Annotated in this window: 15 protein-coding genes; 5 read left to right on the top strand and 10 right to left on the bottom strand. The window is 73.6% G+C overall.

The annotated features are described in order from the left end of the window. Nucleotides 1-37: 37 nt before the first annotated feature. The 4 genes from ACUYMY_RS16535 to ACUYMY_RS16520 all read left to right on the top strand — a co-directional run bounded on the left by ACUYMY_RS16535 (nt 38) and on the right by ACUYMY_RS16520 (nt 3,791). The gene (locus ACUYMY_RS16535) at nt 38-661 is read left to right on the top strand and encodes a TetR/AcrR family transcriptional regulator (RefSeq protein ID WP_481704611.1); all 624 of its coding nucleotides are present in this window, start codon (nt 38-40) and stop codon (nt 659-661) included. A 315-nt stretch (nt 662-976) separates the two neighbouring features. After that, nucleotides 977-2,188 (top strand): NAD(P)-dependent malic enzyme, encoded by a 1,212-nt coding sequence (locus tag ACUYMY_RS16530; protein WP_481704610.1) that lies wholly within the window; start codon nt 977-979, stop codon nt 2,186-2,188. 84 nt (nt 2,189-2,272) lie between these two features. Beyond that, nucleotides 2,273-2,776, top strand: a complete 504-nt coding sequence (locus ACUYMY_RS16525; RefSeq protein WP_481704609.1) for a DUF456 domain-containing protein — start codon at nt 2,273-2,275, stop codon at nt 2,774-2,776. Between the two features lie 85 nt (nt 2,777-2,861). Continuing rightward, complete coding sequence (locus ACUYMY_RS16520) at nt 2,862-3,791, top strand: hypothetical protein (RefSeq protein ID WP_481704608.1); 930 nt, start codon at nt 2,862-2,864, stop codon at nt 3,789-3,791. A gap of 60 nt (nt 3,792-3,851) precedes the next feature. Here ACUYMY_RS16520 and ACUYMY_RS16515 read toward each other — a convergent pair whose 3' ends face one another. The 4 genes from ACUYMY_RS16515 to ACUYMY_RS16500 form a co-directional block, all read right to left on the bottom strand. After that, entirely contained in the window at nt 3,852-4,172 is a 321-nt protein-coding gene (locus ACUYMY_RS16515; protein ID WP_481704607.1) for a hypothetical protein, read from the bottom strand. Nucleotides 4,173-4,479: 307 nt separating this feature from the next. Then, on the bottom strand, nt 4,480-5,025 hold the full coding sequence (locus ACUYMY_RS16510; protein WP_481704606.1) for an Lrp/AsnC family transcriptional regulator: 546 nt from the start codon (nt 5,023-5,025) through the stop codon (nt 4,480-4,482). 444 nt (nt 5,026-5,469) lie between these two features. Continuing rightward, nucleotides 5,470-5,754 (bottom strand): WXG100 family type VII secretion target, encoded by a 285-nt coding sequence (locus ACUYMY_RS16505; RefSeq protein ID WP_481702737.1) that lies wholly within the window; start codon nt 5,752-5,754, stop codon nt 5,470-5,472. Between the two features lie 126 nt (nt 5,755-5,880). Beyond that, nucleotides 5,881-6,378: a hypothetical protein gene (locus tag ACUYMY_RS16500; RefSeq protein ID WP_481704605.1), complete on the bottom strand. Its 498-nt coding sequence runs from the start codon at nt 6,376-6,378 to the stop codon at nt 5,881-5,883. Between the two features lie 173 nt (nt 6,379-6,551). Here ACUYMY_RS16500 and ACUYMY_RS16495 point away from each other — a divergent pair, with 173 nt between their 5' ends. After that, complete coding sequence (locus ACUYMY_RS16495) at nt 6,552-7,577, top strand: LLM class flavin-dependent oxidoreductase (protein WP_481704604.1); 1,026 nt, start codon at nt 6,552-6,554, stop codon at nt 7,575-7,577. 142 nt (nt 7,578-7,719) lie between these two features. Here ACUYMY_RS16495 and ACUYMY_RS16490 read toward each other — a convergent pair whose 3' ends face one another. From ACUYMY_RS16490 to ACUYMY_RS16465, 6 genes are read right to left on the bottom strand one after another with little or no spacing between them, the layout of a single operon-like run. After that, nucleotides 7,720-8,604, bottom strand: a complete 885-nt coding sequence (locus ACUYMY_RS16490) for an HAD family hydrolase (RefSeq protein WP_481704603.1) — start codon at nt 8,602-8,604, stop codon at nt 7,720-7,722. After that, nucleotides 8,597-11,512, bottom strand: a complete 2,916-nt coding sequence (locus tag ACUYMY_RS16485) for a phosphoribosyltransferase domain-containing protein (protein ID WP_481704602.1) — start codon at nt 11,510-11,512, stop codon at nt 8,597-8,599. Before ACUYMY_RS16485 ends, ACUYMY_RS16490 begins: the two co-directional genes overlap by 8 nt. Continuing rightward, entirely contained in the window at nt 11,509-12,780 is a 1,272-nt protein-coding gene (locus tag ACUYMY_RS16480; protein WP_481704601.1) for an HpcH/HpaI aldolase/citrate lyase family protein, read from the bottom strand. Before ACUYMY_RS16480 ends, ACUYMY_RS16485 begins: the two co-directional genes overlap by 4 nt. Nucleotides 12,781-12,828: 48 nt before the next feature. Beyond that, on the bottom strand, nt 12,829-13,677 hold the full coding sequence (locus ACUYMY_RS16475) for a hypothetical protein (protein ID WP_481704600.1): 849 nt from the start codon (nt 13,675-13,677) through the stop codon (nt 12,829-12,831). 32 nt (nt 13,678-13,709) lie between these two features. Beyond that, nucleotides 13,710-14,273, bottom strand: coding sequence for a TerD family protein (locus ACUYMY_RS16470; protein WP_481704599.1), 564 nt, complete (start codon nt 14,271-14,273; stop codon nt 13,710-13,712). Further along, a complete protein-coding gene (locus ACUYMY_RS16465; RefSeq protein WP_481704598.1) occupies nt 14,273-14,827 on the bottom strand; it encodes a hypothetical protein in 555 nt (184 codons plus the stop codon). The genes ACUYMY_RS16470 and ACUYMY_RS16465 overlap by 1 nt, the downstream gene beginning before the upstream one ends. Nucleotides 14,828-14,880 lie beyond the last annotated feature (53 nt).

Raw genomic sequence — 14,880 nt, 5'->3', positions numbered from 1 at the left:
CGTTGTGCAGAAGCGTCCGGAGAGAGGTTGCCGCGCTGTGCTCGAACTGCCGCAGGATCTGGTCACACCAGCCCCTCCACCGGCGACCCCGCGGCTTGCCGCGCGCTACGAGCAGCTCCTCTCGACCGCCGCTGGCTTTGCGACGCGGGAGTACGGCGAAGTGGAGGTCAGCGAGGTCGCCGCTGAGGCCGGGGTCTCGTCGAGCACGGCCCACCGCTACTTCCCGTCTGCAGCCCACCTGCTCCTTGCCCTCCACCGCCGCCAGCTCGCAGAGCTCAAGCGCCGGGTAGAGAATCGGGCCAGCGCGGTCCGCGAACGGCAGCAGCGGATCCGGCACCTGGCCGGCGCCGCCGTCGAGCTCTTCCACATGCGTCTCGCCCAGCCGGCAGTGAACGCATGCCTCGCCGAACTCGTCGTCCCCGCGGACCACGAGCTCACCGGTCTCATCGGCGAGGTCGACGAGCTCGCGTGGTCCCTCCTCGCGAAGCTCGCGGGGGATGAGGAACGGGGACGCACCATCCTGCACATCATCACGGGCCTCGTCTCGGCCGTGCGCACGGGACGGCTCCTGCCGTTCCAGGCAGAGCGGCAGCTCAAGGCCGCATGCGAGATGCTGACCCGCCGTGGGGCGCTCCGGGGCGCCCAGGAAGCGACCGGCTAGACCCCGCATCGCTGGGAGGTGACCCCGCATCGTTGGGAGGTGTGACGCAGAACAGGTATGACGTCTCTCACTTCCACGTTGCGGAAGCCCGGAGCCCGCTGCGTATGATGGCTGTACCTCCCACCGAGGCCGCCACCGGCGCACATCCCGCGCCATGACGGCCCCGGGACGCGCCGAACCAGGCGGGAACCCGGATCCAACCACAGGCCGTGCCCTGTCCAGCCCTGCCCGACGACGCGCAGGGTGAGGCCAGAGCGCACGGCCCGCCACGCCGTCGTGCGCATGCGCGGCGGCACGACTCCAGGAGACAGTGCCGTGTCCTCTTCCACGATCGATTCGCCCGCCCAGAACCAGGACGGCCAGTCCCGGGCCCCCATTACCGACGCCGAGATCTTCGAGGCGCACGAGGGCGGCAAGCTCGCCGTCGCCGTCGACCGCCCGCTCGCGACCAAGCGCGACCTCTCGATTGCCTACACGCCCGGCGTCGCCCAGGTCTCCCGCGCGATCGCCGCCGACCCGGCCCTGGCCCGGACCCACACGTGGGCGTCCCGGCTCGTCGCGGTCGTCTCCGACGGCACCGCGGTCCTGGGCCTCGGGGACATCGGCCCGTCCGCGTCGCTTCCGGTCATGGAGGGCAAGAGCGCGCTGTTCAAGACCTTCGCCGGCCTGGACTCGATCCCGATCGTGCTCGACACGACGGATGTGGACGAGATCATCGAGACCCTCGTGCGGATCGCCCCGAGCTTCGGCGCGGTGAACCTCGAGGACATCTCGGCCCCGCGCTGCTTCGAGCTCGAGCGGCGCCTCATCGAGGCCCTGGACATGCCGGTCATGCACGACGACCAGCACGGCACCGCCGTCGTGGCCCTCGCGGCGCTGACCAACGCCGCGAAGGTCGTGGGCAAGGCCCTCGGTTCGCTCAAGGTCGTCATCGCCGGCGCCGGCGCGGCGGGCATCGCCGTCGCGGAGATCCTGCTGACGGCGGGGGTGAGCGACGTCGTGCTCATCGACTCCAAGGGGACCCTGCACACGGGCCGCGAGGACCTCGCGGGCATGAAGGCCGAGTTCGCCGAGCGCACCAACCCGCGCGCCGTCGCGGGCGGGATATCGCACGCGCTCGAGGGCGCGGACGTCTTCATCGGCGTCTCCTCCTCGACCGTGCCGGAGGAGGACATCGCGCGCATGGCCGAGGGCTCGATCGTGTTCGCCCTCTCGAACCCGGACCCCGAGGTCGCGCCCGACGTCGCGCGGCGGCACGCCGCCGTCGTCGCCACCGGCCGCAGCGACTTCCCGAACCAGATCAACAACGTCCTCGCGTTCCCGGGCATCTTCCGCGGCGCGCTCGACGCCGGCGCCCGCCGGATCACGCCGGCGATGAAGCTCGCCGCCGCGGCCGCGATCGCCCAGCTCGCCGAGGAGGGCGAGGACGACCTCTCCGCGGACTACATCGTCCCGAGCCCGCTCGACCCGCGCGTCGCCCCCGCCGTCACCGCGGCGGTCGCGGCCGCCGTCGTCCCCGGGGAGTAGCCAGCCCCAACGCCGCATTGCAACACGCCGTTGTCCCGCCGGGATGGCAGCGTGTTGCGGTGCGGCGTTTGGAAGGATGGCCGGGTGGACACGTCCCTGCTCGCCGCCGTCCTGTGCGGCCTCGCCCTCGCCGTCTCCGTCGCCGGGACGGTCATCCCCGTCCTGCCCGGGAGCATCCTCGGCCTCGCCGCGCTCCTCGCGTGGGCCCTCTTCGGCGGCGCAGGCTGGGGCGGGTGGCTCGTCTTCGCCCTCGGCGGCGTCCTGTTCGCCGCGGGGATGGCGGCCTCCGCCGTCCTGACCGGCCGCCGACTCCGGGAGCGGCAGATCCCCAACCGCTCTGTCCTCGCCGGCGCGGTGCTCGCGATCGTGGGCATGTTCCTCATCCCGGTCGTGGGCCTGATCGTCGGCTTCGCGGCCGGCCTCCTGCTGAGCGAGTGGCAGCGCACGCGCCACTTGCACGGTGCCGCCTCCTCCGCGTGGGCCGCGCTCAAGGCCACGGGCCTGGGCATCCTCGTCGAGTTCGGCTTCGCATGCGCCGCCGTGACCGTCTGGGTCATCGGGATCTGGACGCACTTCGCGACGCGGTAGTAGCGCACGACGGCGGATTGCCGCCTTGGCGGGGCGGCTGGCCGCCTGCTCGGGCCGCCACGGCCGACTCGCTAGCATGGTGGGCATGGCTTCCGGCGAGCTGGGCCGCCAGCCCTCGTTCCACGATCCTCGAGACCTCACGCCCTTCCGCGGCGCGCAGGTCTACGCGCCGGTGCGCGGATTCGGCCGCCGGCTCGCGCGCCGGGTCGCCCACCGGGCGCGGGCACCGAAGCTGCGGCGCTTCGCGGGCAAACCGGAGCGGCTCGTCCACGCCGCCGTCTTCGGCACCGACGAGCCCGAGCGGCTCATTCTCGCCGCGCGCGACTACCCAGGGTGGTCCGGGCTCTGCTACGTCCTCGCCGGGCTCCACGCGTACCGGGCGCACCAGCACGCCCAGGCCGCCGAGCTCCTGGCCCGCGGGCTCAACGGAGCGAGCGAGCCGGCCGCCGCGGCGTTCGCGGCCGAGTACCTCGGCGGCCTGAGCCACTGGATCGAGGTGGCCGAGGGGGTCGAGGTGGACGTGCGGTTCAGCGAGGAGGCGGTGTGCCTGGCCCTCGCGCACAGCCTGCGCGAGATCGGGCGGCCGGCGGACGCCCTCACGGCCCTGGCCCCGCTTCCGCCGTCCCTCCCGGCGGCGCTGGCCTCGTGCCGGCTCGCCGAGGTCCTCGGCAGGCCGCGCGACGTCGTCGCCTGGACCGAGGGCCTCACGAACCGCGACGACCTCGCCGCGGCCCTCCTCGTCCTGCGCGCCCGCGCGCTGCGCAGCCTCGGCCGGCGCGGCGACGCGCAGGCCGCCCTCCGGGAGGCGCTGCGGCGCCGTCGCACGTCCTTCGCCGTGAAGAACGCCGCGGCGACGGAGCGCGCCCTGCTCATGCTCGGCGTCGGCCGCCGGAACGGGGCCAAGGCCGCCCAGAGCGCCCGCACCCCGGGCGAACTCCGCCGGGCGCAGGACGGCGAGGCGCGGGACGCGTGGCTGAGGGACTTCGAGCGGCTCGGCGGAGGGCGGGACGACTAGGCCGTTGCCGGAGCTGCATCGAGACATTCCAGCCTCAGCGGCGGCGGTTACCGCCTTGGGCTAGGTCAGCGAGACCGGGCTCGTGAAGCTCGCGAGGGCTTCCGGTTCCTCGGGGACGGGATCGGTGGGGGCGGCGCCGATGTCGGAGAGCCAGGTGATGAGCTCGTCTCGCTGTTCGAAGGTGAGGTGAGTGCCGTCGATGCTGTCTCCCCTCATCAGCGCTTCGACGTCGTGGGGGCGGCAAATGACAGCCTCCCACCAACCGTTCTCCGTCCAGCCTCCCAGCCGCAGGACGGCGAGGCGCAGCTCGGACCCCGGGGGCAGGCCGGATGCGGCGTCTTCGATCATGTGCCGGTACATGCGCCGGTCGTTCTGTTCCATCTCCAGCACCTTCCGTTGGGGCTTCCCAAGGGCGATTACGAGGCATCCACGGTGGGGTGTTCGGTGGAGCCGCCTGTCGGCTGATGCCGGGACGGGCCCAACGGCCGTAGACCCAGTATCCGCCCTCAGCGGCCCCGGGAGCAGCGCCATCATGAAACAACCCGTCGTCCGGACAGCCCGCTTCGCTGACCCTTCCATCTTTGGCGATCCGGATCGTGGCTGGAGATCGGAGCTGGGGACTTCCCTTTCAGTCCAGGCCCGTCTCCGGTTCGGCCTTTCTGGCCGGTGCCCTCCCCTCCGGACGGGCTCAGCCACGCGGAGAGGACGGCGACGCGGGCGACGGCGGTGCGCCGCCGCCGTCGTGCCTCCCGCCGTTCGCCCCACCCGGCTCGGCGAGCAGCGCCGTCGTCCGGTAGGGGATGACGGTGCGCAGGATCATGCGGGTCGAGGTGCGGCGGATGCCCGGGCACAGCCGAATCTCCTCGGAGACCCGGTAGAGGTCGTCCGGGCTCGTGGCGACGACGCGGATGAGCAGGTCCGTGTCTCCGGCGGGGGCGAGGCACTCGAGGACCTCGGGGATGCCGCGGAGGGCGGCGACGGCGTCGTTGATCCGGCTCTGGTCCAGCTCGGCGGCGACCTCGGCAGTGACGCCCCGGCCGAGCGCCTCGGGCTGGACCCGGGTCGAGTGCCCGCGCAGGACGCCGGAGGCGGCCATGCGCTCGAGCCGCGACTGGACCGTCCCGCGCGCCAGGCCGAGGCGCTGGGCGAGGACCATGATGGGCGCCCGCGGATCCTCGTCGAGGGCGAGGAGGATGCGGCGGTCTGTGGCGTCGAGCTGCTGCGTTCTGATCACTCCTCGTGGCTTTCTGGAGGTGTGTACTAGTCAGATTGACCACTCTACTCCGCGTCGGTTGTCAGTGCAGCCAGGCGGATGGTCCCATGGTGGCAGTCAGCCGCACCGTCCCACCGGCCGGGGCGGCGCGGCAGCGGCCCGCGGCGGGACACCCAGCGCCAGGGACCCGACGGGCACGCCAGCCCCGCCGCGGCAGGATCAGGGAAGGCCCCGCGGCGCGCGCCGCGGGGCCTTCCTGTCGCCGGAGGTCACGGAACTCGGCCTGTCCAGCAGGTCCTGAACGCACAACAGGCGCTGGAGGGCATGACAGGTGTTGCTGCGGGCCTGCTGTGCCGCTCAGCGCCTGCCATGCCTTCCAGCGCCCGCCATGCCGGCTGGACGGTGACACGCGCAAGGGCCCCGCAGCGTGTGCTGCGGGGGCCCTCGGGCTCGTCGAGCCGGGGCTCAGTTGAGCGTGTTGGAGGTCTGCTCCTGGGCGGTGGCGTTGGCGTTGATCTTCTTGGCCGCATCGCGCAGCTGGTCGATGAGCTTGGCGAGGGACTTCATGCTCTCGGACTGCCACTCGTTCTTGAACTGCTCGGCGTCGCGCCCGGCCCAGTTGGCCGGGATGTTGTTGTTGATCAGCCCGTTGAGGTTGTTCTTGATCTGCTCGACCTCGGAGGCCTTGCTGTTGAACTGCTTCGCGACCCCGCGCAGCTCGTTGACGTTGGCACCCTGCTGAATGGCCATCCTGTATCCCCTCTCTGGAACGTGCCCCCGGGACCTCCCCGTGAACTCTGAGTCCACGCTATCGGTAGTCGCGCAGGCGAAGCGATGGGGAGAACTCCACGGGCAGGGGTGCCGGGAGGGGAGGGATCAGCTGGCCTTGCCGATGAGGATCGGCTGGGTGCCCGTGTGGGGTCCGAGGGCCGCGACAGCGGACTTCCCAGTGAGGGCGAGCCGCTGTGCCGCGGCCGGCAGGGAGGCCTGTCCCGCCGCGGGCTGGGCGGCCTGCGCCGGCACGTCCCCGGGCTCGGGCCGGAGCCGCTCGCCGGGGGACCCGGCCTCGCGGGCCTTGACCGCGGATCCGAGGGCCGCCGCCTTCTGCGCGCCGAGGATCGCGTCCGCCTTGGCGACCACCGCGGCTCGCGCGTAGTCCGGGTGAGCGGGCGCGGTCGTGCCCTCGGCTTGGCCGGGCTCGAACAGGCGCGCGAGCGGCCGGAACATGAGCCCGACGAGCGACGCGATGCCCTGCCCGAAACCAGCGAGGAACAGGGTGATGACGAAGGCCATCGCGAAGAAGGTGAAGAGGACGCCACCGATGGCGAGGGTTCCGATATAGACCAGATTGGCCACCAGCAAGGCGTCGTCCACAGCCGCTCCTCCCAACGGATCATGTGTGCCCTCCCATGTTTCCCGGCCGCGCCGCCGCCTAACAAGCCGAACCGCGTGCTGTTGCCGAATAGCAATGGAGCCGTTATCGAACGTGACAAAGTCCTCACGCGGATCTCGGGAACATCTTGCGCCGGCGCCGGGTTGCCGCAGTCGTGACCGCCCTGAGCATCCTTGACCTCGCCCCCGTCGTGGAGGGCTCCACCGTGGCCGCCGCCCTCGCCGACGCGACGCGCCTCGCCCGCCTCGCGGAGGAGTCCGGCTACCGGCGCCTGTGGTACGCCGAGCACCACAACACCGAGGCGCTCGCCTCAAACGCGACGGCCCTGCTCATCGCCAACGCGGCCGCGAACACGTCCACCCTGCGCGTCGGCTCGGGCGGGATCATGCTGCCGAACCACGCGCCCCTCGCCGTCGCCGAGGCCTTCGGCACGCTCGCGAACCTCTACGGCGACCGCATCGACCTCGGCCTCGGCCGCGCGCCAGGAACCGACCCGCGCACCGCCGCGCTCCTGCGGCGCGGCTCGCACGACGACGGCGAGGCGGCCTTCGCGGCAAACATCCGGCTCCTTGGGTGGTACTTCGGTGAGCAGGTCGACGACGCGGAGTCCACCCGGCTCTCGCACGGCGTCCATGCCGGCGTCGCGCGTGGGACGAACGTGCCGCTGTGGATCCTCGGGAGCTCGACGGCGGGAGCCGCCATCGCGGGCCGGCTCGGCCTCCCGTTCGCCGCCGCGAGCCACTTCGCCCCGTTCCAGCTCTCGGAGGCGATCTGGACCTACCGGCAGATGTTCGACCCCTCGGCGCCGACCGCGCAGATCGCCGAGCCGTACGTCATGGCGGGCGCCAACCTGCTGGCCGCGCCGACGCGCGAGGAGGCCGAGTACCTCTTCACGACCCATCAGCAGATGTTCCTGGGCATCCGCCGCGGGACCCGGGGGCCGCTGCGCCCGCCCGTGCGCGAGCTCGACTGGGCCCCGCACGAGGAGCAGATGGCCGCCTCGGCCCTGCGCGTCTCCGCCGTGGGTGCGCCCGAGGAGTGCGCCGAGTTCCTGCGGGCCTTCGCCGCGTCCTACGGCATCGACGAGCTCATCCTCACCGGCTACGCGCACGACCCGGCCCTGCGCGAGCGCTCCTTCCGGCTCCTGGCCGAGGAGTGGGACCGGGTCCCGGCGGTCTAGGATCCAGCCGCCCCTCCCCACCTCACCGCAATTGTCGTGTTGAGGTCCGTGCAGAGGTCTCGCACCGGCCTCAACTCGGCAATTGCGGTGGAGGAGGGGGCGCCGTGGTGGTGCTGTGTCTGGAGTGGGCGTGGGGGGCCCACTACGCCCGGACCCGCACCGCCGCGAGGGCGGCCTCGAGGATCTCCTGCCCCGACCGGACGCCCGGCGTCGACGTCACGACGAGCCCGTCGCGCAGGTAGCCCACGGCCTCGAGCTCGCCGTGGCACGGGCGCATCGGGAGGTCGGCCCTCTCGAGCATGCCGCGGTCCAGGAGCGAGTCTCCCGCCGCGACGAGGGTCGTCGCCCCGACGCGCTCCATGACCTCGGCGATCGCGGCCTCCTTCGTCACGGGCGCCGGGACGCAGTACAGCTTCCGGCCCTGCAGCGAGACGACCCAGCCGCGCTCGGCGCACCACGCCGTGAGCCGCGCGACGTACCCCTCGGGCAGCTCCGCCCGCTCGACGATCGCATACGCGAACAGGTCCTCCGCCGTGCGGACGCGCTGGACGCCGGGCGCCGGCTTCGTGCCCAGATGCGCGAGGACTTCGGCGAGCGGCGCGGAGCCGCGGTCGACGGCGTCGCGCACCTGGGCGGCCCAGTCGCCGTCGGGCTGGCCGTGGTGCAGGAGCACGCCGCCGTTGGTGGTGATGGCGTAGCGCGTACGGGGAAGCTGGACGCGGCGGAACTGGGCCTGGGTGCGGGTCGTGACCGGAACGAGGAAGGAGTGGTCGAGGAGCTCGAGGAGGAGGTCCTCGGCGTCGCGTGTCATGTAGCTCAGCGGGAGCTGCTCGTGGACCTCGCTCACCACGAGCCGCGGCGCCTCGTGGTCCGGGCCCTCGAGGTACAGGGCCTTGGCCGAGTAGATGAGGGTCCGGTCGAGGTCGCAGGCGACGACCGGCAGGCCCGCGAGGTGGGCGGGCAGCGGGGCCCGCGGAATGAGGGGGCCCAGGGTCCCGCCCCTGGTCGCAGTTGCCGTCTCAGACATCGAGCACCGTCTTCCCGTCGGCCCCGGTCGCGCCGGGGGTGTACTTCGGATGGATGAGCCCCACGCAGCTGTAGGGCAGGCCCTCGACCGGCTCGACCGGGACCCCGCGCTGCTCGGCGAGGAGGAGCACGTGGGCGAGCTCCCCGCGCACGAGCCTGCCGCCGGAGGTGCGCGCGAGCAGCTCCGGCCGGGCCAGGACCTTCCACGGCACGCGCCGCAGGAGCACACGCGTCGTCTCGCCGACGCCGGGCTTGACGAGGTTGACCGACCCGATGCCGTGCTCCTCCGCGATGCGTTCGACCGCGGCCCAGCCGGCCCACGTGGGCTCTGCGCCCGGCCAGGGATCCAGGTCCGGGCCGCCCCGCTCGGCGAGCACTGCCGGGAACTGCGCCGCGACCGCCTCGATGAACTCGGCCGAGACGTCCCCGCCCGCGAGCTCGCGGTAGAACTTGGCGCCGTGGTAGTCGTGCGGGCCGATGAGCGCGCGGCTGTAGACCGTCCGCGAGACGAGCCCCGAGACCGTCGAGTTGAGGCATGCCGAGGGGATGAGGAAGTCGTCCCGCGTGCCGAACACGCGCACGCAGTGGCCCGGATCGGCCAGGACCGCGAGCTCGGGGGAGAGCCGCACGCCGTCGGTCGCTTCGAACTCGGCGACCGCTGCGGCGAGCTCCCGCGCGATTGCGCCCTTGCCCGTCCACCCGTCCACGAACATGATCTGCTCGGGCCGGTGCCGCGTGAGCAGGAAGCGCAGGGCGTTGGCGTCGATCCCGAGGCCGCGCACGATGCTCATCGTGTAGTGCGGCACGTCGGCGCCGCAGGCCTCCCGGGCCCAGCGGCGCATGAGGATCCCCACGGGCGTGCCCGCGCGCGCGAGCGAGACGAGCACCGGCTCCCCGCCACGCAGCGCGAGCACCTGATCGGTGACCGACGCGACTGCCCCGGCGATCCGGCCCGCGCTCTCGGCGAGGGCCTCGCGGAAGAGCGCCCGGTACTCGGGGCTGGGCTCGTACTCGTGCGGCAGCGACTCGGCGTAGCTGGCCCGGCCCGACTGGATCGCGGCCTCGCGCACGTGCGTCGGCGCCTCGAGCGCCGCGCCGCTGAGGTCCGTCAGGAGCCAGCCGACCTCATCGGCCGGGTACGAGCCGAAGGTGCCCGGGCCCGTGCCGTCGCCGGCAGTACTTTCCGTCCGGGGGCCGCGCAGCGGCTCTGGGTAGGGCGGGGCCGCGGGGAATTCGAGCACGACGACGTGCCGCGCCACGCGCGCGAGGGCGTCGACGACGCTGGGCTCGCCCTCGGCGGCCGTCCCCGGCGCCCCGGGCGTCTCGAGCGCGGCGCGCGGGGTCCCCGGCTCCGGGACGTAGACGACGACGTCGAACTCCTCGCCCGGCGTCGCGATGTTGTAGGCGAACCGGAGGCCCGTGCCGGGGCCGCCGTCGACGGCGTGATCGTGCGAGGCGAAGCGGACCACGGAGCGGATCGCGTAGCCGGGATCGTCCTGGGCGAGGACGGGGGAGCGGGTCGTCGAGGAGTAGAGGACAGTCGACCGCGGCTGGTCCCGCTCGAACGCGAGCCCGTCCGCGATGGCGAGCGGCAGCGCGAGGTGCTCCTCGGAGCCGAGCACGAGGATCCGGCCCGCGCGCGGGACGGAGGACAGGATGTCGCGCAGGAGGTCCACGGCCTCGAGGGCCTGGAAGTCGAGCGGGGGCTCGCCCGCGGCCGGCGGCGCGTCGGGGGCGTCCGCCCCGGCGGCCGGCGCCGGCACCGCCGTGTCGACGCCGAACCGCGCGCTGCGGATCCCCGGAGCAGCCCCGCCCTCCGCACCGGGAGCCGGCACGAACGACACCCTCCCGCCCTCGCCGAGGTGGGGGCATGAGGCGCCGAGGTGGGGGCCTGGGACGTCCAGGTGGGGGACTGGGTCGCCGAGGTGGGGGTGTGGGTCGCCGAGATGGGGGACTGAGACGCCGAGGTGGGGGTGTGGGTCGCCGAAACAGGGTCCCGCGGCGTCGACCTCGGCCAGCCACGCCGCGGAGCGCTCCCGGAGGTCCGCCGGGAGGGCGATCCTGCCCTCGGCCAGCGCCACGACCGACAGCTCGGCCCCCAGCTCGGCCCCGAGCGCGTCGAACCTGGCCCGGTCCGCGTCGGAGCGCAGGTCCACGAGGGTCGCGACGACGTAACGCCGCGCCACGGCGCCCTCGGAACCGGCCGCGCCGCGCGCCGGCCGCCGGGACGCCTGCAGCTCGCGGACGGTGTTGAGCACGGTCTGGCCGGTGCTCAGCTCGTCGTCGACGAGCACGACGGCGTTGGCCCGGGACAGCCGCTCGGGGTCGGTCGGGGTGAGCTGGTGGCTCGTCGCGTGCGAGTGCTCCTCCTCGAAGGCGCCGTACGGCCTCACGGCCACGGCCGCGCGCGTCGAGTGCACGTAGTACGAGCCGAGGAACTCTGCCACGAGGTGGCCGAGGCCGGTCGCGGTCTCGGCATACCCGATGGTCGCGAGTGCGTGGCCCGCGGCGGGCGGCCGCGCGGGCAGCGGCACGACCTCGCGGCAGGCCGGGGGACTCCCGGCGAGCCACTCCTCGAGCGCCCGGGCCCCGGAGGCGAGGCCCTCGGCGCCGGCCGCGCCGGCGCTGCCCCACGCCGTCGTGCCCGGATCCCACGGCAGGCCGAGCCGGACGGCGACCGCGGCGCCGAGCAGCCGCCCGGCGCCGACCGCGAGCCCCGGCGGGGTGGGGACATGCTTTGCGAGCGCGCGCGAGACGAGCAGCTGCGCGCGGCGGGGGTTGCGCCGGACGGCGAGCCCCACGAGGGCGTCGACGGGCAGGAGGCTGCCGCGCGCCGTCGTGAGGGTGATCCCGAGCCGCTCGCGCACGAGCTCGCCGGTCCACGCCCCGGCCGTGGCGGGTCCGCTCATTTCATGCTCGCTTCCAGGAAGTCGACGAAGTTCACGCGGGGCCGCGCGACCCCGTACGCCTCGGCGCGCTGGAGCGTGCGCCGGGCCCACGCGCGGTGCGGCTTGGACTCGTTCATCCGGGTGCCGGACTTGGACGCGCTCGCGCCGCCGCCCTCGGAGCCCATGATGTCGAGGGCGTCCTGGTACTCGTCGTGGTTCACGACGTGCAGCGCGTGCACGACCGGCACGTGGGTCGGGTGGATGACGGTCTTGCCCGTGAGCCCGTTGGCCTGGTCCAGCTCGATCTCGCGGATGAGCCCGTCGAGGTTCGCGCCGAGCAGGTGCTGGCGGAGCATCGCCGAGTTGGCGACCTCGAACGGCGTCGCGCGCAGGAGGGGCCGCAGGATCCGCTCGGTGTTGGAGTAGTGCTCCCAGACGGTGCCGGAGATGACCCAGCCGTCGTCCGCGCGCCCGAGGATGCCGACGACGTCGGAGATCACGTCCGCGACGACGCCCACGTGGTAGATCGTCAGGTCCCGGGAGCGGCGCAGACCGTACTCGGAGGCGATGTCCGTCGCGCCGAGCCGGATCGAGAGGATCTGCCCGCGATGGGCGCTCAGCAGGTCGCGCACCTCGAGCAGGGCCTCGACCCGGGACTCGCGGTGGGTCGTGACGGCGTGCTCGATGATCGGCATGGCGCGCAGCGGCACGCGCGGGGAGAGCTCGGAGTTGAGCCGGTCGAGGGCTGAGAGGAACCGCTCGCCGCGGCCCGACGCGTTCTCGAACTTCGGCAGGACGAAGCCCGTGAGCAGCTCCGACGCCGTTCCGAGCCGGCGCCCGACGGCGAGCAGCTGCTCGGGCGTGCGCGGCCGGACGAACAGGAGGGGGAGCCGCTCGGGCTGCCCGCCGTTGTCCGTCCACACCCCGGCGGCCGGGTTGCCCGGCTGGGCGGGGACGATGCCGTCGACTCCGGCGAGGCGGCGGCGGGCGAGCTCCTCGAGCGCGGCCACGACATTGTCCTCGGCACCCGCCACGGCCGAGTCGGCGACCGAGTCCTCGAGGCACAGGACGGTGCTCGTGCAGCCGGAGCGGGCGCGCTTGAGCAGTCCCTCCGCCAGGCCCGGGCGGGTTCCCGGCGTGTAGAGGGTCGCGCCGAGCCCGACGGCGAGCGTCGTCGGGTCGGATTCAGGGGTCAGCTCCCGCGGCGCCCGGTGGAAGAGCCGGTCGCGGGTGCTGTCGTTGAGGAAGGAGAAGTGCAGCACAAGGTCCCCCAGAAGTCGTCGGTGCATGCGTGGACCGTTGACGGCGGTCCCGCGGATCTCCGGCCTCGGCCGGCACTAGCGCAGCGGGGCCCCCAGTCCCACGGTCATCGTGAAGGCGAATTCGCGCCAGATCTGGCCATCGTCCCAGTCGGCTGGGACCGACTCTGCGCGCAGCTCGAGCACGGAGCCGATCCGCATGGCGGTCAGGACGGTCCGCTGGCCGGCGCCGAGCGAGCCGTGCACGGCGGTGCCGGCGCCCGCGAACGCGACGGCCGTCATCGGCCCCTCCGCGGCGATGAACAGGGCGCGCCTGAGCTCGCGCACATGCCTCAGGACGAGCACCGCGTCCCGGCTCACGAAGCCCAGCAGCGGCCGGTTGCCTGGCGTCGGGATCGGCGTGCCGATCTCCTCGCGGTGCACGCTCTGGGCGCCGGTCGTGCGGTCGGCGCCCTCCCACGCGATGCCGCGCGCGCCCGTCACGACGAGCGAGCCGATGCCCGCCTGCCGCGGGTTGAGGCGCACGACGGCGTCCCGGGCCGTGAGCTGCCGGAGCTCGCCGAACGCGGGGGCCGGGTAGAGGCGCTCCTCGGGGGAGGCCGGGCGAGAAGGGCCGCGGCCAGCTGCGGGCCGACCCGCCTCCGGCGCGCTGTGCCACGCCGTGGGGGCCGAGAGGTCGAGGGGGCTGCGGCCCCGCCCGGGTGCCTGGGACGCGGGGGCGGAGAGGTCAAGCGGGTCGCGGCCCGGCCCGAATCCTGCCGGGGCCGTGGGCCCTGCCGCTGCCCCGGGGCCGGAAAGATTGAGGGGATTCCGGTGCGTTTCGGCAGCGGGGGCGGCAGTCCCCCCTGCGCTCCCCGCAGCCGCAGTGGGAGCGGCGGGAGCGCTCGCGGCGGGCTGTTCCCGGACCCGGCGGGTCAGGAACGGCACGTCGGCACCGCTGAGACCCCGGAGCCCCCGCATCAGAGCGCCAGCCCGAAGTCCTGGGCCACGCCCGCGAGGCCGTTCTCATAGCCCTGGCCCAGCGCGCGGAACTTCCAGTCCTCGCGGTGCCGGTAGAGCTCGCCGAACATCATGGCCTTGATCCGCTCGCCGTGGGCCTGCGGGACGTCGAAGCGCAGGAGCTCGGAGCCGTCCGGCCGCGCGACGCGGATGTAGGCGCTGCGCACCGCCCCGAACGTGCCGGGCCCGCGCAGCTCGGGATCCACGTAGGCCAGGAAGGCGATCTTGGCGACCTCGGCCGGGACGAGCGAGAAGTCGACGTCGACCTGCTCGACGTCCGCGCGCGCCTGGGGCGACTCGGAGAACCGGACCCCGCCGCCCGCCGTCGTGAGCTGATTGAAGAACACAAGGTGTTCGGGGGAGAGCGCCCGCCCGTCGGCGCCGCAGACGATGGCCATGGCCGTGAGCTCGGAGTGCGGCCCGTTGCTCGGCGTCAGCTGCCATCCCATGGCGACCACGACGCCCGCGAGCCCGGGGTTCTCCGCCGTGAGCGGGGCGTTGCTGCCTGCGACCATCGTGGCCATCAGCGGGTGTCTCCTTCGCGCGTGTCCGGGAGCTGCCCGCCCCCGCCAGGGGTGAGGCGGATGCCGCCCACGTCGAACTTGTCCTGCAGGAACCGGCCGTGCACGCTCAGCTCGGCGATCGCTCCCGAGCGCACCTGGTGGTCGAGGTCGAGGGCGGTCGAGTGCAGGATGTCGAGCTGCTCGAGCAGCTTCTCCGTCTCGGGGCTCGAGTCCCGGTGGGCCGCCGGGGGCAGCGCACGGTAGACGCGCAGGGAGGTCGAGAGGTAGTCCGTGACCATGGCGTTCAGCAGGACACGCTGCTCGGTCGACGCCGTGTGCTCGGCGATGTAGTCGATGAGGGCCCTCAGGAGGTCGTCTGTCTGGCGCAGGCGCGACGAGGCGAGCGTCGGCAGCACGGCGCCGGCGCGCCGGATGGCGCTGCGGAGCTCCCCGAGGGCGGCGCGCGTCTGCTCGAGCTCCTGCTCCTGGGTCAGGGGCAGCTGCTCGTCGAGGACGCGCTGCGGCTCGCGCTCCGCACCGCCCCCGAACAGTGAACCGAAGATCTTCGCCACCATGGCTTCAGCCTAGCGGCTGGGGCCGACAGCGTAAGGCGGGTGACGACAGACGG

This window comes from Sinomonas sp. T428B, from assembly GCF_056780155.1.
Note: the sequence above shows the minus strand (reverse complement) of the source record. Positions and strands in the feature narration are given on the sequence as shown.

Coding starts and splice junctions, on each gene's coding strand:
- ACUYMY_RS16520 (WP_481704608.1), top strand. CDS start 2,862: ATGGCTTCCGGCGAGCTGGGCCGCCAGCCCTCGTTCCACGATCCTCGA.
- ACUYMY_RS16515 (WP_481704607.1), bottom strand. CDS start 4,172: ATGGAACAGAACGACCGGCGCATGTACCGGCACATGATCGAAGACGCC.
- ACUYMY_RS16505 (WP_481702737.1), bottom strand. CDS start 5,754: ATGGCCATTCAGCAGGGTGCCAACGTCAACGAGCTGCGCGGGGTCGCG.
- ACUYMY_RS16490 (WP_481704603.1), bottom strand. CDS start 8,604: ATGTCTGAGACGGCAACTGCGACCAGGGGCGGGACCCTGGGCCCCCTC.
- ACUYMY_RS16485 (WP_481704602.1), bottom strand. CDS start 11,512: ATGAGCGGACCCGCCACGGCCGGGGCGTGGACCGGCGAGCTCGTGCGC.
- ACUYMY_RS16480 (WP_481704601.1), bottom strand. CDS start 12,780: ATGCACCGACGACTTCTGGGGGACCTTGTGCTGCACTTCTCCTTCCTC.
- ACUYMY_RS16470 (WP_481704599.1), bottom strand. CDS start 14,273: ATGGCCACGATGGTCGCAGGCAGCAACGCCCCGCTCACGGCGGAGAAC.
- ACUYMY_RS16465 (WP_481704598.1), bottom strand. CDS start 14,827: ATGGTGGCGAAGATCTTCGGTTCACTGTTCGGGGGCGGTGCGGAGCGC.